Genomic DNA, 18,398 nt, shown 5'->3' on the forward strand with positions numbered 1-18,398 from the left:
TTGGTTGCATGCCCACCGCCTCCCCGGGGCAAGCGCGGCCGGTGTTCTCACTTCTGAGGGGTTGTCTCCGGTGATCCGCCTGTGGTGCGATGCATGCCCACTCGTGCAAGTGGTCACTTTCTGGAGGCGTGATATGGCCGACCCCCGGGTCCTCGCCGAACGGTCCGAGATCGAGCGGGAGATCGCCGGTCAGACCATCTGCGGACAGCTCAAGCTCACGGCGGAGCGCTTCCCCGACTCACCCGCCTACTCCGACCCCGACGAGGACGGCTGGACCACCATCACCTACGGCGAGGCCCGCCGGCGGGTGCTCGCCATCGCCGCCGGGTACGCGGCCCTCGGCCTGGAGCCGGGCGAGGCCGTCGCCCTGATGATGGTCAACCGCAGCGAGCACGTGCTCGCCGACCTCGGCGCCGTCCACGCCGGCGGCGTGGCGTGCTCGGTGTACGCCACCTTCGCCCCCGACCAGGTCGCCTTCGTCGCCAAGGACGTCAAAGCCCGCGTCGTGGTGCTCGGGAGCGCCGCCGACCTCGCGCGCTGGGAGCCGATCCTCGGCGAGCTGCCCGACCTGCGCAAGGTGATCCTGCTCTCCGACGCGCCCGACGACGACCTGTTCATGAGCTGGGACGACTTCCTGGCCCTCGGCGAGAGCGCGCTGGCCGCCGACCCCGCCGCCGTGGAGGCGCGCGCCGCCGCCGTCGACGCCGACGACGTGCTGACGGTGCTGTACACCTCCGGGACCACCGGCAACCCCAAGGGCGTGCCGCTGACCCACACCAACATCTTCTTCGAGGTCGTCGCCACCGACCGCATGACCGACGTCCCGACGCACGGCGCGCAGATCTCCTACCTCACCTACGCCCACGTCGCCGAGCGCGTGCTGAGCATGTACCTGCCGGTGTTCAAGGTCTCCCACATCCACTTCTGCACCGACCTCGCCCAGCTCGGCACCGTGCTCGGCCAGGTCAAGCCGATGCTGTTCTTCGGCGTGCCGAGGGTGTACGAGAAGATGATGGCCCGCCTGCAGGCCCTGCTCAGCACCCAGCCGGAGGAGCAGCAGGAGAACGTCCGCGCCTGCATGGCCGCCGGGCTCGCCTACGTCGAGGGCTCGCAGTACGGGCAGGAGCCCTCCCCCGAGGTCGTCGCCGCCTACGAGCGCGCCGACGCCGCCCTGCTGTCGGTCATCCGGTCGCTGATCGGCCTGGAGAACGCGCGCTGGCTGGCCACCGCCGCCGCGCCGATGCCCATCGAGGTGCAGCGCTTCTTCGCCGGGTTCGGGCTGAAGGTGCTGGACGTGTACGGGATGACCGAGACGAGCGGGGCGTTCACCGCCAACAGCACCGAGGTGTACAAGCTCGGCACGGTCGGCCGCCCGGGCCCGGGCGTCGAGGTGCGCATCGCCGACGACGGCGAGATCATCACGCGCAGCCCGGCGAACACCTCCGGCTACCTGAACCGTCCCGAGGCCACCGCCGAGCTCCTCGACGAGGACGGCTGGCTGCACACCGGCGACGTCGGCTCCCTGGACGAGGACGGCTTCGTTCGCATCGTCGACCGCAAGAAGGAGCTCATCATCACCGCCGGGGGAGAGAACATCTCACCCGCCAACACCGAGAACTTCCTCAAGGAGCACCCCCTCATCGGCCAGGCGCTCGTCTACGGCGACCGCCGGCCCTACATCGTGGCGATCCTCACCCTCGACGGCGAGGTGGCGCCGGTGTGGGCGCTCGGCCGGGGCATCGACTTCACCTCCCTGGCCGACCTGACCGGCCACCCTGACGTGGTCAAGGAGATCGAGGCGGCCGTGGCCGCCGCCAACGAGAAGCTCGCCCGCGTGCAGCAGGTCAAGAAGTGGCGGCTGCTCCCGGTCGAGTGGACCGCCGAGAGCGCGGAGCTCACCCCGAGCCTCAAGCTCAAGCGGCGCGTCATCCACGCCAGGTACGCCGGGGAGATCGACGAGATGTACCAGGGCTGATCCGCGCGGTGCTTTGCCGGGGCCGGAGCGTGTCGGCCCCGGGTCGTTTACCCCTGGGTGCCTAGCCTCCAGGCCATGACCATCAGAGGTTCGCTCGCGTCGTCGGCGGCGGTGCTGGCCGCGTTCGCGGTCCTGGCGCCGTCGCCCTGGTCCGCCGCCGGGTACGCGGAGTCCGGTCCGGTACCGGACCGGCCCGCGATCCGGTCGGTGAAGGTCAGGCCCGGGGCCCCGGTGGCCGGGCCCAAGGGCGCGGTACGGCTGGTGGTCGAGGTGGTCGCCCGGGGGGCGTCGGGCCCCCGGGGCGTCACGCTGCGGGTGGAGCCCGGCGGGCGCCGCCGCATGCGCGCGCCCGGCGGCGCGGCGGGCGGATCCGGGCCGGACTGGGAGATCTGGCGGTTCAACCCTCCCGTGGGACTCACCCGGTGGTACCCGGCGGGCCGGTGGCGGGCCGTCGCGACCGCCAGGAACGCCCGGGGCGCCCGCGCGACGGCGACCGCCACGTTCCTGTTCAGGAAGGCGACCACGTTCAGCCGGGTCCGGGTGACCCGCGCGAAACGGCGCGCCCACGCCGTGCGGGTGACCGGGACGCTCATGCGGGTGGACCCGACCGGCAGGTTCGACTATTGGACGTTCCCCCGGCAACGCGTCACCTTGCAGTTCAGAAAGCACGCCAAAGGGCGGTGGAAGAAGGTGGCCACGACCAGGACCAATGGGGACGGCGACTTCGCCCGGCGGGTGAGGCGGGCGCGCGGCACATGGCGCGTCGTCTATCCCGGCACCCGCCATTACGCCGACGTATCCACCTCAGCTCGACATATAACTAGAAACTAGGACAAATGGATATAAATCCCGGCGAAGTGCCGGGCGAAGTGTCCAATTTGTAATTATTTTCTGGGTGTTTGCTGGCAACTTTTGCGGCCATCAAAGCGTCTACGACGTAGGCACACCCTCAACCTGGGATGCCTTTCTCTACGGGGAGAGGAAGTCCGCATGATGAAACGCATCGCTACCGCCCTGGTAGCGGCCGCCATGGGCGCTTCGGCGCTCTCCATGGCGGCGCCGGCGCTGGCCGATACGGCGCCGGGTACCGCGGTCAGCATCGAGTCCGTGAAGGTGACCCCGAACTCCGTGGTCATCCGCGGAGGCGATCACGTCGCGGTCACGGCCACGGTCGGTACCGTCAACGCCAAGGACGTGAAGTTCGACTTCGAGCCGACCGGACAGGGTGGGCAGCCCGACTGCAACCCCTGCCCGGGAGCCGCGAAGTCGTCCAGCGGCGACGAGTACAAGACCTGGGACAAGACGATCGTTCTCGACCGGCACGATCCGGCCGGGAAGTGGCTCGTCTTCGTCGAGGCCACCGGTGAGGACGGCACGGTCGTCAAGGCCAAGTCCTCCTTCTTCGTGAAGGTCGTTCAGGACCGTCACCGCGGCCCGCGCGCGACGCGGCTCGCCTTCGACGCCGGCCCTGAGCCCGTCAAGAAGAACCACAAGCTCACGCTCCGAGGCGACCTTGACGTGGCGCGCTGCTACGGCGACTGGTGGTGGAACGGCGACGCCTACGTGGTGGGCGGCAGCCGGTGCCATGACGACTCCCGCTGGCACAGCTGGCACAACCTCGGCTGGCAGAAGCTGAAGGTGTACTTCCACCCGGCCCACGGCGGCAAGTGGCAGTACGTCGACTCCATCGAGACCAACCCGGACGGGAGCTTCTACACGAAGATCCCGGCGTACTGGTCCGGCACCTGGAAGGTCGTCTTCGAGGGCTCGCGCGGCCTGTCAGGGTCGTCGGCAACCGACTATGTGAAGGTTGTCCGCTAAGTCCTTGGCGTGACCGAACCTGAGCGCCTGGCCCCCGGGGACCTCCCGGGGGCCAGGCGTTCCGCCGTTCCAGGGGCCCGCGGGCCTAGTCTTCCGGGGTGGTCGGGCCCGTCTCGCGCGCGAGTTCCAGGGCCGTCAGGTCGAGGGCGCTCAGCGTGAAGATGTTCGCGATCTGCTCCAGCGGCATTCCCGCGTCGCCCAGCTGGGTCATGGTCACAGCGGTGCGCAGGAAGACCCGCCCGATGACCACCTCGTCCACGTCGGGCATGTCCTTGCGGAAGAAGTCGGCCAGTTGCTGGCCGACCTCGCGGTCGGCGTGTACTCGGGGATCGTTGAGCTCGGGGCTGGCCAGGATGTCCGCCAGGTCCCTGCGCTCGTCTTCCGTGAGCTTGCTCAAAGGTCGCCTCCCGCAGCGATGTCGTTATTGGGAGACTATGCGTTCGCGACCCCGGGGAAAACGGCTCGGGTCCTCCGATGATCGGCTGGCGGCGGGACGACCCCGTCCATCCTGCCCGCCGCCGTGCCGACGCCCGGAGGGCGGCCTCAGGGGGAGACGGCGTCGACGAGCTTGCGACGCTGCTGCACGCCCAGGCCGCCGATGCGCCGCTTGTCGTCGACGCCCGCGCGCTCCATCAGCGCGGCGGCCTTGGTCGGGCCGATGCCGGACAGGGCGCGCAGGGCCTGCGAGACCTTGATCTTCTTGGCGGTGTCGTCCTCACGCTTCAGCAGCTCGGCCAGCGTGAGCTCTCCGGTCTTCAGCCGGGCGAGGAGGGCGGCGCGCGCCTGGCGGGCCTCGGTGGCCTTGACCAGTGCCGCCTGGCGCTGCTCGGCGGTGAGTACGGGGAGGGCCATGGGGGTTCTCCTTGGGAGGTCGATGTCGCGGGGGAGTGGTTCCGGCCGCCGGATGCGGTCGGCAAGTGAGTTACCCCCAGTACGGACATTAATCATCCTTATCCCTTCAGTGCCCGATCTACGCCCAGAAGTCGCGTGTCGTACAAGTCAGGAAATTTGGGCCTTCTAAGTTCGGACCATGGACCTGACTCTCAGGGGAGGCGCGCGACATTCCACGAGCGCGCGCCCGAGGGAGGAACAGGTGAGAGCTCGTCTGCTCGTCGTGTTCGCGATCCTCGCGCTGCTGTGCGCGAGCGGGATCCCCGGGGTCGGTGCCTCGGCGGAGCCGCCCCCGAACAACCAGTACCGCGTCGAAGGCCCGGCCACCGCGCAGCAGCGGACCGCCGTCGCGGCCACCGGCGCCGCGATCGACGAGGTGGCCGCCGCGTCGGTGGTGGTGACGGCCTCCGACGCCGAGGTCGCCGAGATCAAACGGCTCGGCTACACGGTCACGCGCATCCCCCGCCCGCTGTCCCCGACACTGCCCCGGCCGCAGGACTTCCCCTCGGCCGACTCCGCGTACCACAACTACGCGGAGCTGACCACGCTGGTGAACCAGGTGGCCGCCACCTACCCGTCCATCGCCAGGAAGTACAGCTACGGCACCTCCTACGGCGGGCGCGACCTCATCGCCGTCAAGATCAGCGACAACGTCGCGACCGACGAGAACGAGCCCGAGGTGCTGTTCACCGCCCACCAGCACGCCCGCGAGCACCTGACCGTCGAGATGGCGATCTACCTGCTCAACCTGCTCACCACCGGCTACGCCTCCGACAGCAGGATCGCCGCCCTGGTGAACTCGCGGGAGATCTGGATCATGCCGGACCTCAACCCCGACGGCGGCGAGTACGACATCGCCACCGGCTCCTACCGCTCCTGGCGCAAGAACCGGCAGCCCAACTCCGGGTCCACCGCCGTGGGCACCGACCTCAACCGCAACTGGGCCTACCGCTGGGGCTGCTGCGGCGGCTCCTCGGGCACCAGGTCCAGTGAGACCTACCGAGGCGCGTCCGCCGAGTCCGCGCCCGAGGTGCGGGCGGTCGCCGACTTCGTGCGCGGCAGGGTCGTCGGCGGCAGGCAGCAGATCAAGTCCAACATCGACTTCCACACCTACGGCGAGCTGATCCTGTGGCCCTACGGCTACACCTACGACGACATCGCGACCGGCCTCACCCAGGACGACCACGACGCCTTCGCCGCGCTGGGCCGGAACATGGCGGGCACCAACAGCTACACCGCCCAGCAGGCCAGCGACCTGTACATCACCGACGGTTCCATCGACGACTGGATGTGGGCCACCTACAAGATCTTCAGCTACACCTTCGAGATGTACCCGAGGAACGGGTCACCGGGCTTCTACCCGCCCGACGAGCAGATCGTGACCCAGACCACGCGCAACAAGGAGGCGGTCCTTCGCTTCCTGGAGTACTCCGACTGCGTCTATCGCATCATCGGAAAGGCCGCGCAGTACTGCTAGCGGGCACTTGAGCATCAGACAGGTCCGCGAGCCCCCGCGGCGCGCGTCCGACCACCGGCGTCCACACAGGGTACGGCCGCCGCCTTGGCACAGGCGGCGGCCGTACCTCCCTTCCGCGCGTCCCGGCAGGGCGATCCTCCCGCGCGCGCCTCGCCGGCGGGTCCCATTTGGCGGGCCCTTTGGCGGTCGTTTGGGCGGGCGGGCGCAGCGGTGATGGCGCGAAGGCGGGTGAGACGCGAAGATCGTGATCAAGACGGACCAAGCGGTCGTCACCCGCCGCACGGCAACGACCGTCGACATATCTACATAGGGAGTTCAGCAATGCGACAGCGCAGGCTGGGCGGCCAGGGACTTCAGGTCTCCACCGAAGGACTCGGCTGCATGGGCATGAGCTCGGCCTACGGTCCCGCGGACGAGACGGAGGCGATCGCCACCGTCCACCGCGCGCTCGACCTCGGGATCACCTTCCTCGACACCTCCGACATGTACGGCCCCTGGACCAACGAGGAACTGGTCGGACGCGCGATCTCCGGCCGGCGCGACGAGGTCGTGCTGGCCACCAAGTTCGGCAACGAGGTGGAGAACGGACGCCTCACCGGCCGGGTCAACGGCCGCCCCGACTACCTTCGCGAGGCGCTCGACGGCTCGCTCAAGCGTCTCGGCGTCGAGCACGTCGACCTGTACTACCAGCACCGCGTGGACACCGAAGTCCCCGTGGAGGAGACCTTCGGCGCGCTCGCCGACCTGGTCGCCGAAGGCAAGATCCGCTATGTCGGCATCTCGGAGGCGGCCCCCGAGAGCATCCGCCGCGCGCACGCCGTCCATCCCCTGACGGCCCTGCAGACCGAGTACTCCTTGTTCACCCGGGACGTCGAGGGGAACGACGTCCTGGCCACCACCCGCGAACTCGGCATCGGCTTCGTCGCCTACAGCCCGCTCGGCCGGGGTTTTCTCACCGGCACCATCCGCAGCGCCGGCGACCTGTCGGAGGAGGACCGGCGGCGCACCACCCACCCGCGTTTCCAGGAGGAGAACTTCGCACGCAATCTCGCCGTGGTCGACCGCATCCGCGTGCTGGCCGACGCCAAGGGCGTGACGTCCTCGCAGCTCGCGCTGGCCTGGGTCCTCGCCAGAGGTGAGGACATCGTGGTCATCCCGGGCACCAAGCGCCGCTCCTACCTGGAGGCCAACGCGGCCGCCGCCGAGATCACCCTCACCCCCGGCGACCTGGCCGCCATCGACGCCGTGGCACCGCCAGGCGTCGCCCACGGCGACCGCTACCCGCCCGGCCACATGGAGGCCGTCCACCGCTGACGGCCGTCCACCGACACCGCCCGCCGCGTCCCCGGCGCGGGGTTCCGCACCGGGGACGCGCGGGCACACGGCCCGGCGGGGGGCACCACGCCCGCCGCCGGGCCGCCTCCCGCCTAGGGCAGGGTCCACTTCTGGCCGGCGCCGGTGCCGCAGTCCCGGATGGCGACCGGGGTGGCGTCGGCGGTGCTTGCTCCGGTCACGTCCAGGCATCTGCCGGACTGGGGGTTGCGCAGGGTGCCGTCGCTTTGCGCGGCCCAGTTCTGGGCGGCGGAGCCGTTACACGTCCAGATCTGGACCTTGGTGCCGTTGGCGGTGGCGCCTCCGGCGACGTCCAGGCATTTGCCTAGGGCTTTGAGCACCTGGCCGGTGACGGTCCAGGTCTGGGCGCCGGTGCCGTTGCAGCCGTAGAGCTGGACCTGGGTGCCGTCGGTGGTGGCGGCGCCCGCGACGTCCAGGCACTTGCCCGCCAGCCCCTTCACCGGACCGGTGCGCGACGCCGGCGGGGTGCCCTTCACCAGGGTGAAGTCGTCCAGGTCGAACAGGCCGGTCCCGGTGCCGGTGTAGGTCAGGAACAGCGTCTGGGCGCCCGTGGGGACGCCCGTCAGGGAGCCCTGCACGTCGGCGTAGGTCTCCCAGCTCCCGGTGTTCGGCACGTTCACCGTCCCGAGCACCGTGCCGGTGGCCGAGCCCGTCCTGACCTGGATCGCGCCGCCGGCCCCGCCGGAGACGACCCGCGCCCTGAGCGCGGTCACCCCGGTCAGGTCGGTGCCCGCGTACGACGACCAGTCACCCGGGTCGATGAACCCGAGCGTCCTGCCGCCGTGCGCGCCGGGCTTGTCGAACGGCGAGGCGCCACTGGCCGTGGTGTACGACTCCGCCTCGACGGTCCGGTCACCCGTCGCGCCGAGCTCCTTGATCCGGATGTGCCGGAACGCGGCGTCGTCGCCGTCGCCGTGGTTCTGGATGCCGATGTACCCCTGCTGGAGGCTGCGCGCCGGCACGGTGTTGGTGAAGTCGTTGATCTTCACCCCGTTGAGCAGGATCTGGACGCGCTCCCCCTCGACCAGCAGCTCGTAGGTGTTCCACTCCCCGGGCGGGTTCAGCGCCGCGTCACGGGCGGCCAGGTCGGCCGACTTGAACCCGTACACCGACCCGGTGGTGTGGTCGGGGGTGTCGGTGGCGTCGATCTGGATCTCGTAGCCGTTGTCGACCGCCGACCAGGGGTCGTCGCTCGCGGGGAACCCGATGAACACCCCCGAGTTGTCGTCGCCGGCCAGCTTCCAGTCCAGCTTCAGCGAGTAGGAGCGGAACTCCTTGGCCGAGTACCACAGCATGCCGAGGCCGCCGGAGGAGGTCAGGGTGGCGTCCGCGGAGGCGAACCCGCCCGGGCCCGCGTGCGACCAGCCGGTCGTCGAACCGTCGTACAGGTTGGTGTACCCGGTCTCCGGCCGGCAGTCGGCCCTGGTCTTGCCCGCCGCGTACCGGATGCCGCCGAGGAGCTGCGCGCGGAAGCCGCTCTCCGCGTACGACTCGATGGTGTGGCCGCCGCCGGTGTAGAACGACCGCCCGCCGCCGTAGGCCTTGCACCAGGTGGTGGGGTGGTCGCCGCTCATCGTGCCGCCGGAGTACGACGACTCGTCGAGGGTGGCGAGCACGTGCGCGGTGGTGCGCGGGTTGGTCCGGTAGTTGTACCACTCGTCGGTGCGCGTCAGGCTCTGGCCGAGGTGCGCGGTCCCGGCGTGCGCCCGGTCCTCCACCTTGACGGTGGCCGGCTGGATCGCCGGATGCGAGGAGAACCACGCTCCGACGAGCTGGCCGTAGAACGGCCAGTCGTACTCGGTGTCGGCCGCCGCGTGGACGCCGACGAAGCCCTTGCCCGAGGCGACGTAGGACTCGAACGCGGTCTGCTGCGCGGCGTTGAGCACGTCGCCGGTGGTGCTGAGGAAGACCACCGCCGCGTACTGGCCGAGGTTGGCGGTGGTGAACGCGTTGCCGTCCTCGGTCGCGTCGACGGTGAAGTTGGCGGACGCGCCCAGGTCACGGATGGCCTGGATCCCCGCCGGTATCGAGTCGTGCCGGAACGCCGCCGTCTTGGAGAACACGAGCACCTTGTAGGCGGTGTCGGCCGCCGTGGCCTGACCGGCTCCGGTTCCGGCTCCTGCGATCATCGCCAGGGCCGCCGCGGCCAGGGTCAGTCCCCGGCGCAGTAGGTTTCGCACCTTGCGTTCCCTCCTTGGGTGGTGATGGACGCCAGAGGGTCTCCGGTGCGCGGGGGCCGCGCACCGGAGACACCGGGGTCAGGGCAGGGTCCACTTCTGGCCGGCGCCGGTGCCGCAGTCCCGGATGGCGATCGGGGTGGCGTCGGCGGTGCTCGCTCCGGTCACGTCCAGGCATCTGGCGGACTGGGGGTTGCGCAGGGTGCCGTCGCTTTGGGCGGCCCAGTTCTGGGCGGCGGAGCCGTTGCAGGTCCAGATCTGGACCTTGGTGCCGTTGGCGGTGGCGCCTCCGGCGACGTCCAGGCATTTGCCGAGGGCCTTGAGCACTTGGCCGGTGACGGTCCAGGTCTGGGCGGCGGTGCCGTTGCAGCCGTACAGCTGGACCTGGGTGCCGTCGGTGGTGGCGGCGCCCGCGACGTCCAGGCACTTGCCCGCCAGCCCCTTCACCGGACCGGTGCGCGACGCCGCGGCGGCCAGGGTGAAGGCGTCGAGGTCGTACAGCGCCCCGGCACCGCCCTTGAACACCAGGTACAGCGTCGTGGTGGCGGCCGGACCGTTCGACAGGTTCGCGGTGACGTTCTGGAACGTCTCCCAGCCGCCCGTCACCGGCACCGCCACCGAGCCGAGCAGGGTGCCCGTGGCGGACCCGGCCCGCACCTCCAGCGTGCCGCCCACGCCCGCGGACGAGACCCGCGCGGTGAGGGAGGTGGCGCCTTCCAGCAGGTAGGGCTGGAACGCGATCCAGTCACCGTTCTCGATGTTGCCGACGGTCTTGCCGCCCTCGGCGCCCGCGTGGGTGATCTGGTCCACCCCGGAGGAGGAACCGTAGTGCTCGGCCTGGCGGTGGCGCGGCTGCAGGGTCGCCTGCGCCGTCCCCTTCAGGCCGCCCGCGTCGGTGTAGTCGGCGGCCAGGACGCCGAAGGTGTTGGCGTCGGTGGAGTGCTCGCCGTCGACCTGCGTCGTGATCGTGCCCGAGCAGCCGGTCTTGGAGGTCATCGCGTGGGCGTGCTGGTCATGGCCCAGCAGGTACGTCACCGTGACCTTCGAGCAGTCGACGGCACCGTCCTCGGGGTCGGTGACCGTCACCGCGTACGAGACCGTGTCGCCGAAGGTGAACAGCTGGCCGTTCTTCGGCGAGGTGAACGTGACGGACGGCGCGGTGTTGCCCACCGTCACGATCACGCTCGCCGTGCCGGTCGCGCCCTGGTTGTCGGTGACCGTCAGCGTGGCGGTGCGGGAGCCGGCGGTCGTGTAGGCGTGCGAGGGGTTGGCCGCGGTCGAGGTGCCGCCGTCGCCGAAGGCCCACGCGTAGGTCAGCGGGCCGCCCTCGGGGTCGGAGGAGCCGGCCGAGGAGAAGTTCACCGTCAGCGGCGGCTGGCCCGAGGTGCGGTCGGCCGCGGCCTTCGCGGTCGGCGCCCGGTTGCCGCCGGCGATGTACTCGATGCGGTACAGGGCCGAGTTGGCGTCGCCGCCGAAGTAGCCGGTGCCGTAGTCCAGGACGTACAGCGCGCCGTCGGGGCCGAACGCCATGTCCATGACCTGCTTGCCGCTGAACGGGAACGCGCCGATCGCGCCGCGCGACCCGTTCGACCCGACCTCGACCGTCTTGATCCATCCCCTGCCGAACTCGCCGGCGAAGAACACCCCGTCCAGCGCCTGGGGGAACTTCACGGGGGAGTTCAGCGCGGCGTCGTAGTGGTAGACCGGCCCGCCCATGGGCGACTCGGAGCCGCCGCCGAACTCCGGCGGTGAACCGGAGTCGCCGCCGTACTTGATCCAGGCCGCCTTCGGCGCCGGCAGCGTGGGCCTGCCGGTGTTGCGGAACGAGTTGTTCGCCGGCCCCGCCGCGCAGTTGTACTTGGCCCCGGAGGTACCGGTGGCGAAGTCGTACTCGTTGTAGGTCTCGGCGGTGGTGTTGTCACCGGTGCAGTACGGCCAGCCGTAGAAGCCCGGACCGGTGATCCGGTTGAACTCCACCTGGCCGCCCGGGCCCCGGGTGGCGCTGGCGGCGCCCGCGTCAGGGCCGTAGTCGCCGAGGTAGACGACGCCGGTGGCCTTGTCCACGCTCAACCTGAACGGGTTGCGGAAGCCCATCGCGTAGATCTCGGGCCGGGTGGCCGCCGTGCCGGGCGCGAACATGTTCCCCGAGGGGATCGAGTAGGTCCCGTTGTCGTTCACCTTGACGCGCAGCACCTTGCCGCGCAGGTCGTTGGTGTTGGCCGAGGTGCGCTGCGCGTCGTAGGCGGGGTTGCGGTTGGCGCGCTCGTCGATCGGGTCGTACCCGTCGGAGTCGAACGGGTTGGAGTCGTCACCCGTGCTCAGGTACAGGTTGCCGGCCGCGTCGAAGTCGATGTCGCCGCCGACGTGGCAGCAGATGCCCCGGTCGGCCGCCACGTCCAGGATCTTCACCTCGCTGCCCGACTGGATCTTCCAGTCCGCGGTGAGGGTGAAGCGGGACAGCCGGTTGACGCCCTGCCACGCCGACCAGTCGGAACCGGTGGCGGGGGCGTCGCCGGCCGGGGTGGTCAGCGGGGGCGCGTAGTACAGGTAGATGCGCCGGTTGGTGGCGAAGGCGGGGTCCACGCCGACGCCCTGCAGCCCCTCCTCGTCGTGGTTGTACACCGCCAGCTTGCCGACCACGGCGGTGGTGCCCGCCGCGTCGGTGCGCCGGAGCGTGCCGTCGCGCGCGGTGTGGACGACAGAGCGGTCCGGCAGCACGGCGAGCGACATCGGCTCGCCGGCCTCCTCGACGCCCTTGGCCAGGGTCACCTGCTGGTAGTCGGCCGGGTTCACGACGACGGCGTTCGCGGCCGGGGCGCCGGCGGCGAGGACGAACGCCGTCCCGCCGGTCGCCAGGAGGGCGGACAGTGCCACCCTGAGTGTTCGTCTGCTTCTGTCGTGCACGTGGAAGCCCTTCCGGTGCCTGGGGGGTGGCGCCCAGGCGGGCCGGCCTGGGCGTGGCTGACCGACCCGGCGCGCGTTTGGGGGGTTACGCGCGCCGGGGCGGTGATCAGGGGGGCCGTCAGGCCGGCGGACACCCGGCCGGGACGGCGCTCAGGTCAGGGATGGGGGGAGCGGGCGAGGCCGGCGCCGGGCGCCGGGCGGGGCGCGGGGCGGGCACCCGCGTCCTTCCTTCGGAAGGACGGCGGCGCCGCACGGGCCCGCGGACACTCGTGACCAGGACCATCGCGCAACACCTCCGCGCTGTTTCCGGAAAATTACGGCTCTGTATCCTCCGGAGCTCTTTCGCCGTGACTCTAAGTTCTTTCGTCACTATCGTCTAGTCTTTAGCTCGACTTTTCGGGACTTTAGTTGCGAAAAGCGTAAGTCCCGTTTTGTGAGGATCGTCCCGCCTGCGGTTTCATGCGCGTGGCCTATACCAGCGGCCTTCCGGGGGCGGTCCGCTCCGGGCGCGGGTCCGTCCGGGCGCGGCCCGGCCGGACGGCGGGAGCCGCCGCGGAGCCGGTCTCCGCGGGACCACAGGAGTAGAGCGAGGTCATCCGGATAGGGGTGAGGACGGCGTGTGGTCGGCGGGTCGGCGGTCTGAAGTAAACTTTCCTCTCCCGCAAGCGTGAAACGACCACTCCCGAACCCGGGAGTGATCCTCGTGCGCCCAAAGGCACCGGGCCGGGGCGGGAAACGCGCCGGCCGGGGGCCCCGGCGGACGGGAGACACGCCGCGGCAGTGGAACATGGTGTCGACAGCGATCCATGTCCGTCCGTCAACGAGGAGCTCGATAATGACCCCCAACGCCACCGAAGACACTTCAGGCTTCGCTGACCTGGGCCTGCGTCCCGAGCTCCTTCGCGCCCTGTCCGGTCTCGGGTACGAAGAGCCGACGCCGATCCAGCGCGAGGCGATCCCGCCCCTGGTGGAGGGCCGCGACCTGCTCGGGCAGGCCGCGACCGGCACCGGCAAGACGGCCGCCTTCGCCCTCCCCATCCTGCAGGCCATGCCGGCGGGCGGCGGCCCCGGGTCGCCGATGGCCCTCGTCCTCGTGCCCACGCGCGAGCTCGCCGTCCAGGTCTCCGAGGCCATCCACCGCTACGGCCGCGAACTCGGCGCCCGCGTCCTGCCCATCTACGGCGGGCAGCCGATCGGGCGCCAGCTCAGGGAGCTGCAACGCGGGGTCGACGTCGTCGTCGCCACACCGGGCCGTGCCCTGGACCACATCGGCCGCAAGACCCTCCAGCTCGACGCCCTGCGCATCGTCGTCCTCGACGAGGCCGACGAGATGCTCGACATGGGGTTCGCCGACGACATCGAGGCCATCCTCCAGGAGACCCCCGAGAAGCGGCAGACCGTCCTGTTCTCCGCCACGATGCCGCCGCGCATCAACTCCATCGCCCGCCAGCACCTCAACGACCCCGTGCGCATCCAGATCGAGCGCGAGACCGACGCCCCCGGCGAGTCCCCGCGCGTGCGCCAGAGCGCATACGTGGTGCCCCGGGCGTACAAGCCGACGGCGCTCGGGCGGGTGCTGGACGTCGAGGCCCCCGAGGCGGCCATCGTGTTCTGCCGCACCCGCGAAGAGGTCGACCAGCTCACCGAGACCATGAACGGGCGCGGCTACCGCGCCGAGGCGCTGCACGGCGGCATGGGCCAGGAACAGCGCGACCGCGTCATGGCGCGGCTGCGCAGCGGCACGGCCGACCTGCTGGTGGCCACCGACGTGGCCGCGCGGGGGCTCGACATCGAGCAGCTCACCCACGTCGTCAACTACAACGTCCCCTCCGCCCCCGAGTCCTACGTCCACCGCATCGGCAGGGTCGGGCGGGCCGGGCGCGAAGGCGTCGCCATCACCCTGGCCGAGCCCAGGGAACACCGCATGCTCAAGACCATCGAGCGGGTCACCAAGAGCAGGATCACCGTCGAGAAGGTCCCGACCGTCGCCGACCTGCGGGCCCGCCGGCTGGAGCTGACCCGCTCCGCGCTGGAGGAGAGCATCCTGGAGGACGACCTGGAGCACTTCCGGGTCGTCGTCGACACCCTCGCCGACGAGTTCGACCTCGTCGAGATCGCGATGGCGGCCGTGAAGCTCGCCCACGAGGCCAGCGGGGCCGCCGCCGACGAGGAGGAGATCCCCGAGGTGCCGCTGCGCACCGAGCGCGAGGGCCGCGACGGGCGCGCGCGCCGCGAGCCCCCGGCGCGCGACGACCGGCGCGGGCGCGGGCCCTCCGGCGGGATGACCCGCATCTTCATCGGCGCGGGCCGCAGCGCCGGTGTCCGGCCGCAGGACCTGGTCGGCGCCATCGCCAACGAGTCACGGCTCAGCGGGCGCGACATCGGCGCCATCGAGATCGCCGACCGCTTCTCCCTGGTCGAGGTCCCCGACAACGCGACCGACGAGGTCATCACCGCCCTCCGCCAGACCACCGTCAAGGGCAGAAAGGTCACCGTCCGCCGCGAACGCTTCGACTCCCGCTGACCCACCCCCACCAACCACCCCCCACCCCGCCAGGTGACCGCTTTCATCTGTCCTGGCGCCTCCGTGAAAAGGTCCTCGCCTTCGGCTCGGGCAGTTTTTCCAAGGGCCTACCGGCCCGTCCGCTCCGGCCGCGTTCTCCCTCGCCCCGGCCTTGGGTCGCCTACCGGTCCCCGGGCTGGTCTGGATCGGCGCCGACGCGGTGGGAGGGGGTGCGGCGAATTCGGCGCCTTGTGCGGCGGCTGACCAGGCCGAATCCGGTACCTCGCCAGGTGGTCGCTTTCGTCGGGCCCGGCGCCTCCGTGAAAAGGTCCTCGCCTTCGGCTCGGGCAGTTTTTCCAAGGGCCTACCGGCCCGTCCGCTCCGGCCGCGTTCTCCCTCGGCATCGCCTTGTGCGGCGGTCGGCACGTCGAACGCACGCTCGGGGCAGAGGTGGGCGCTAGGCCCAAGTAGCCGTCAGGCGGAGAAAATCGCCCGAGCCGAAGGCGAGGACCGTTCAGGACAGGGCGTTGACGGTGGTGGTGAAGAGGGCGGGGAGGTGGTGGGCGGCGGGGACGATGAGGCGGGCGGGGGCGGGATGGCGGCGGGCGGCAAGGAGGGCGCCGGTCAGCAGGCGGTGGCGGAACGACAGGCGGCGCCACGCCCCCTCGTACGCCTCAGGACGCCCGGCGCGCAGGCAGCCGACCAGCGCCCGCGCCGACAGCAGGCCGAGCGACACCCCCTCGCCGGTGAGCGCGTCCATGTACCCGGCGGCGTCGCCGACCAGCAGCACCCTGCCCGCGACGCGGCCGCGGACCCGCTGCCGCAGCGGCCCGGCGCCGCGCACCGAGGTCGCGACCGGCGCCTCCAGGCGGGCCAGCAGGCCAGGGAACCCCGCGAGATGCTCGTCGTAGCCCTGGCGTTCGGAGCTCAGCACCGCGACCCCGACGAGGTCACCGCCCACCGGGGTCACGTACGCCTCGCCGCGCGCCGCCCAGTGCACCTCGACGAAGTCCGTCCAGGGGGCGACCCGGTAGTGCCGGCGCAGCCCGTACCGGCGCGGGGCGCGGCTCGGCAGCTCCAGCCCGAGCAGGGCGCGCAGCGGGGAGTGCAGCCCGTCGGCGGCGACCAGCCACCGGGCACGCATCCCGGCCGCCTCGACCGAGTCCGTGTGCTGCCGTACGTCGCCGACCCGCCCGTGGACGACCTTCACCCCCACCTCGGACGCGCGTTCGGCCAGGGCGGCGTGCAGGGTCGTACGGCGCACGCCGAGGCCGGTCCCCTCGCGGAACAGCGCCTGGGCGTGGTGCCGCTCGTCCAGATAGCTGATCCCGCGCAGCGGCCACCCCTCCACCCGCGCGCCGAGCGACCGCAGGGCGGCCACGCCGCTGGGCATCAGGCCCTCGCCGCACGCCTTGTCGACCGGGCCGGTCCGGGGCTCGACCACCACCGCCTCCATGCCGGCCATCGCGGCGTACACGGCGGTCGCCAGCCCGGCGGGCCCGCCCCCCGCGACCAGCACGTCGATCACGCCCGCGCCCCGTTCACGCGGTCGTTCCGGTCATGGTCGTACCGGGGGCCGGACGACGGACGGTTCTCGGTGGGTCATGCCTTCGCCTCGCTCGCGGGGACGGTTCCTGGGTCGTCGGACAGGGAGGCCAGTGCCGTCTCCTCGCAGCGGATGCGGACCACCATCAGCGCGGCGTTGAGCACCGTGAAGGTCAGCGCCGTCACCCACGCGCTGTGGACCAGCGGCAGGGCCGCCCCCTCCACCGCCACCGCGACGTAGTTCGGATGGCGCAGCCACCGCAGCCGGTACGGCCCGCGCCTGACCAGGGTGAGGCCCGGCACCACGATGACCTCAGTGTTCCACTGCGGGCCGAGTGAGGTGATGCACCACCAGCGCAGGGCCTGGGCCGCGACGACCAGGCCGAGCATCGGCCAGCCCAGGGCCGCGACGAAGGGGCGGTCCGCAAGCACGGGCTCCAGCAGGCAGGCGGCGAGCAGGCCGGTGTGCAGGGCGACCATCCAGGGATAGTGGCCGCGCCCGAACACCTGGCCTCCCCGATCGAGGCTCCAGCGTGCGTTCCGGCGCGCGACCACCAGTTCGGCGAGACGTTCCACGCCGACGAGCAGGACGAGTATCAGGTACCAGGACGACATGCCCTGAGACGATACGGGTCCGCCGATGAGAGCGACAGCCGAGGACGGCGACGGCATGTCGCCGCTACCAGCGCAGCAGGACGAGCTCGGAGCAGAAGCCGGGGCCCATCGCGATGAGCACGCCCGGGGTGCCCGGCGGCGGCGGGCGCAGGGCCAGCGTGTCGCGCAGGACGTGCAGCACCGAGGACGAGGACAGGTTGCCGATGTCCGCCAGCGACCGCCACGTGAGGTCCAGCGCGCCGTCCGGCAGGTCGAGCGCCTCGGCGACCGCGTGCAGGACCTTCGGGCCGCCCGGGTGGCACACCCATGCGGTCACGTCCTTGGAGGTCAGCCCGTGGTCGGCGAGGAACCCGTTCACGTCGTCGGCCAGGTAGGTACGCACGACGTCGGGGACGCTGGTGTCGAGCACGACGCGGAACCCCTTGTCGGAGACGTCCCAGCCCATCACCGCCTCGGAGTCGGGGTAGAGGTGCCCGCGGGTGGCGACCACGGTCGGCCCGGTGCCCGCCGCGCCGCCGGCCGCCGCCCGTCCGGCCCCGACCGCCACCACGGCCGCGGCGCCGTCGCCGAACAGCCCGCTGGCCACCAGGTTGACGGGGGAGGCGTCGCCGCGCTGCAACGTCAGGGAGCACAGCTCGACCGACAGCAGGACCGCGACGTGCTCCGGCCATCCGCGCAGGTAGTCGTGGAGGCGGGCGATCCCCGCCGCGCCGGCGACGCAGCCGAGCCCGAACACCGGCACCCGCTTGACGTCCGGGCGCAGCCCGAGCCGGCCGGCCAGCCTGGCGTCCACCGAAGGCGCGGCGATGCCCGTCACCGACGTGAACATGATCAGGTCCACGTCGGCGGGGGTCAGCCCGGCCGCCTCCAGGGCGGTCCCCACCGCCTCGGTGCCCAGCTCGATGGCCGCGTCGATGAAGATCTCGTTGGACATCCCGAACCCGTCCAGTTTGGCGTACTGGTCGAGCGGTAGTACCAGGCTGCGGTGTTCGACGCGGGCGGAGGTGTGCAGCCGATCGAGCAGCCGCCGGTCGGCGCCGGGGGGAAGGCAAATGCGCGCGAACGCGTCCGTGATCTCGGCTTGCGGGTAGCGGTTCGGAGGAAGGGCACCGCGGACAGCGGCAATTCGGGTCATAT

At 71.3% G+C, this 18,398-nt stretch carries 13 protein-coding genes; 6 read left to right on the forward strand and 7 right to left on the reverse strand.

Translation table 11 applies throughout. From position 1 onward, the window contains the following. Window positions 1-133: 133 nt before the first annotated feature. From NYZ98_RS35650 to NYZ98_RS35660, 3 genes are all read left to right on the forward strand, one after another. Window positions 134-1,975 (forward strand): AMP-dependent synthetase/ligase, encoded by a 1,842-nt coding sequence (locus NYZ98_RS35650; protein ID WP_262848668.1) that lies wholly within the window; start codon window positions 134-136, stop codon window positions 1,973-1,975. A 75-nt stretch (window positions 1,976-2,050) separates the two neighbouring features. Then, the gene (locus NYZ98_RS35655) at window positions 2,051-2,806 is read left to right on the forward strand and encodes a hypothetical protein (protein ID WP_262848670.1); all 756 of its coding nucleotides are present in this window, start codon (window positions 2,051-2,053) and stop codon (window positions 2,804-2,806) included. Window positions 2,807-2,968: 162 nt separating this feature from the next. Next, window positions 2,969-3,796, forward strand: a complete 828-nt coding sequence (locus NYZ98_RS35660) for a hypothetical protein (protein WP_262848672.1) — start codon at window positions 2,969-2,971, stop codon at window positions 3,794-3,796. 85 nt (window positions 3,797-3,881) lie between these two features. On the opposite strand, the gene NYZ98_RS35665 is transcribed toward NYZ98_RS35660, so the two are convergent. Together NYZ98_RS35665 and mihF are read right to left on the reverse strand one after the other, a co-directional pair. Then, on the reverse strand, window positions 3,882-4,193 hold the full coding sequence (locus NYZ98_RS35665; protein WP_262848674.1) for a hypothetical protein: 312 nt from the start codon (window positions 4,191-4,193) through the stop codon (window positions 3,882-3,884). Window positions 4,194-4,339: 146 nt separating this feature from the next. Continuing rightward, window positions 4,340-4,648, reverse strand: coding sequence for an integration host factor, actinobacterial type (gene mihF, locus NYZ98_RS35670; RefSeq protein ID WP_262848676.1), 309 nt, complete (start codon window positions 4,646-4,648; stop codon window positions 4,340-4,342). A gap of 241 nt (window positions 4,649-4,889) precedes the next feature. Here mihF and NYZ98_RS35675 point away from each other — a divergent pair, with 241 nt between their 5' ends. After that, the gene (locus NYZ98_RS35675) at window positions 4,890-6,164 is read left to right on the forward strand and encodes a M14 family metallopeptidase (protein ID WP_262848678.1); all 1,275 of its coding nucleotides are present in this window, start codon (window positions 4,890-4,892) and stop codon (window positions 6,162-6,164) included. 321 nt (window positions 6,165-6,485) lie between these two features. Beyond that, window positions 6,486-7,478 carry an aldo/keto reductase gene (locus NYZ98_RS35680; RefSeq protein ID WP_262848680.1) on the forward strand — a complete coding sequence of 331 codons (993 nt, stop codon included), beginning with the start codon at window positions 6,486-6,488 and terminating at the stop codon, window positions 7,476-7,478. A gap of 113 nt (window positions 7,479-7,591) precedes the next feature. Here the strand turns inward: NYZ98_RS35680 and NYZ98_RS35685 are convergent, their stop codons facing one another. Together NYZ98_RS35685 and NYZ98_RS35690 are read right to left on the reverse strand one after the other, a co-directional pair. Further along, window positions 7,592-9,697, reverse strand: a complete 2,106-nt coding sequence (locus NYZ98_RS35685; protein WP_262848682.1) for a ThuA domain-containing protein — start codon at window positions 9,695-9,697, stop codon at window positions 7,592-7,594. Window positions 9,698-9,775: 78 nt separating this feature from the next. Then, window positions 9,776-12,568, reverse strand: a complete 2,793-nt coding sequence (locus tag NYZ98_RS35690; protein ID WP_262848684.1) for a PQQ-dependent sugar dehydrogenase — start codon at window positions 12,566-12,568, stop codon at window positions 9,776-9,778. 865 nt (window positions 12,569-13,433) lie between these two features. Between NYZ98_RS35690 and NYZ98_RS35695 the strand changes: the two genes are divergently transcribed. Next, complete coding sequence (locus NYZ98_RS35695; RefSeq protein ID WP_262848686.1) at window positions 13,434-15,122, forward strand: DEAD/DEAH box helicase; 1,689 nt, start codon at window positions 13,434-13,436, stop codon at window positions 15,120-15,122. 493 nt (window positions 15,123-15,615) lie between these two features. On the opposite strand, the gene NYZ98_RS35700 is transcribed toward NYZ98_RS35695, so the two are convergent. From NYZ98_RS35700 to NYZ98_RS35710, 3 genes are all read right to left on the reverse strand, one after another. Beyond that, entirely contained in the window at window positions 15,616-16,629 is a 1,014-nt protein-coding gene (locus NYZ98_RS35700) for an NAD(P)/FAD-dependent oxidoreductase (RefSeq protein WP_262848688.1), read from the reverse strand. A gap of 74 nt (window positions 16,630-16,703) precedes the next feature. Next, window positions 16,704-17,261, reverse strand: a complete 558-nt coding sequence (locus NYZ98_RS35705; RefSeq protein ID WP_262848690.1) for an isoprenylcysteine carboxyl methyltransferase family protein — start codon at window positions 17,259-17,261, stop codon at window positions 16,704-16,706. A gap of 64 nt (window positions 17,262-17,325) precedes the next feature. Next, window positions 17,326-18,396, reverse strand: coding sequence for a type III polyketide synthase (locus NYZ98_RS35710; protein ID WP_262848692.1), 1,071 nt, complete (start codon window positions 18,394-18,396; stop codon window positions 17,326-17,328). Between the last annotated feature and the right edge of the window lie 2 nt (window positions 18,397-18,398).

Origin of the sequence: Sphaerisporangium corydalis (assembly GCF_025506355.1) — a bacterium.
In the GTDB taxonomy this organism is placed as follows: Bacteria; Actinomycetota; Actinomycetes; order Streptosporangiales; family Streptosporangiaceae; genus Sphaerisporangium; species Sphaerisporangium corydalis.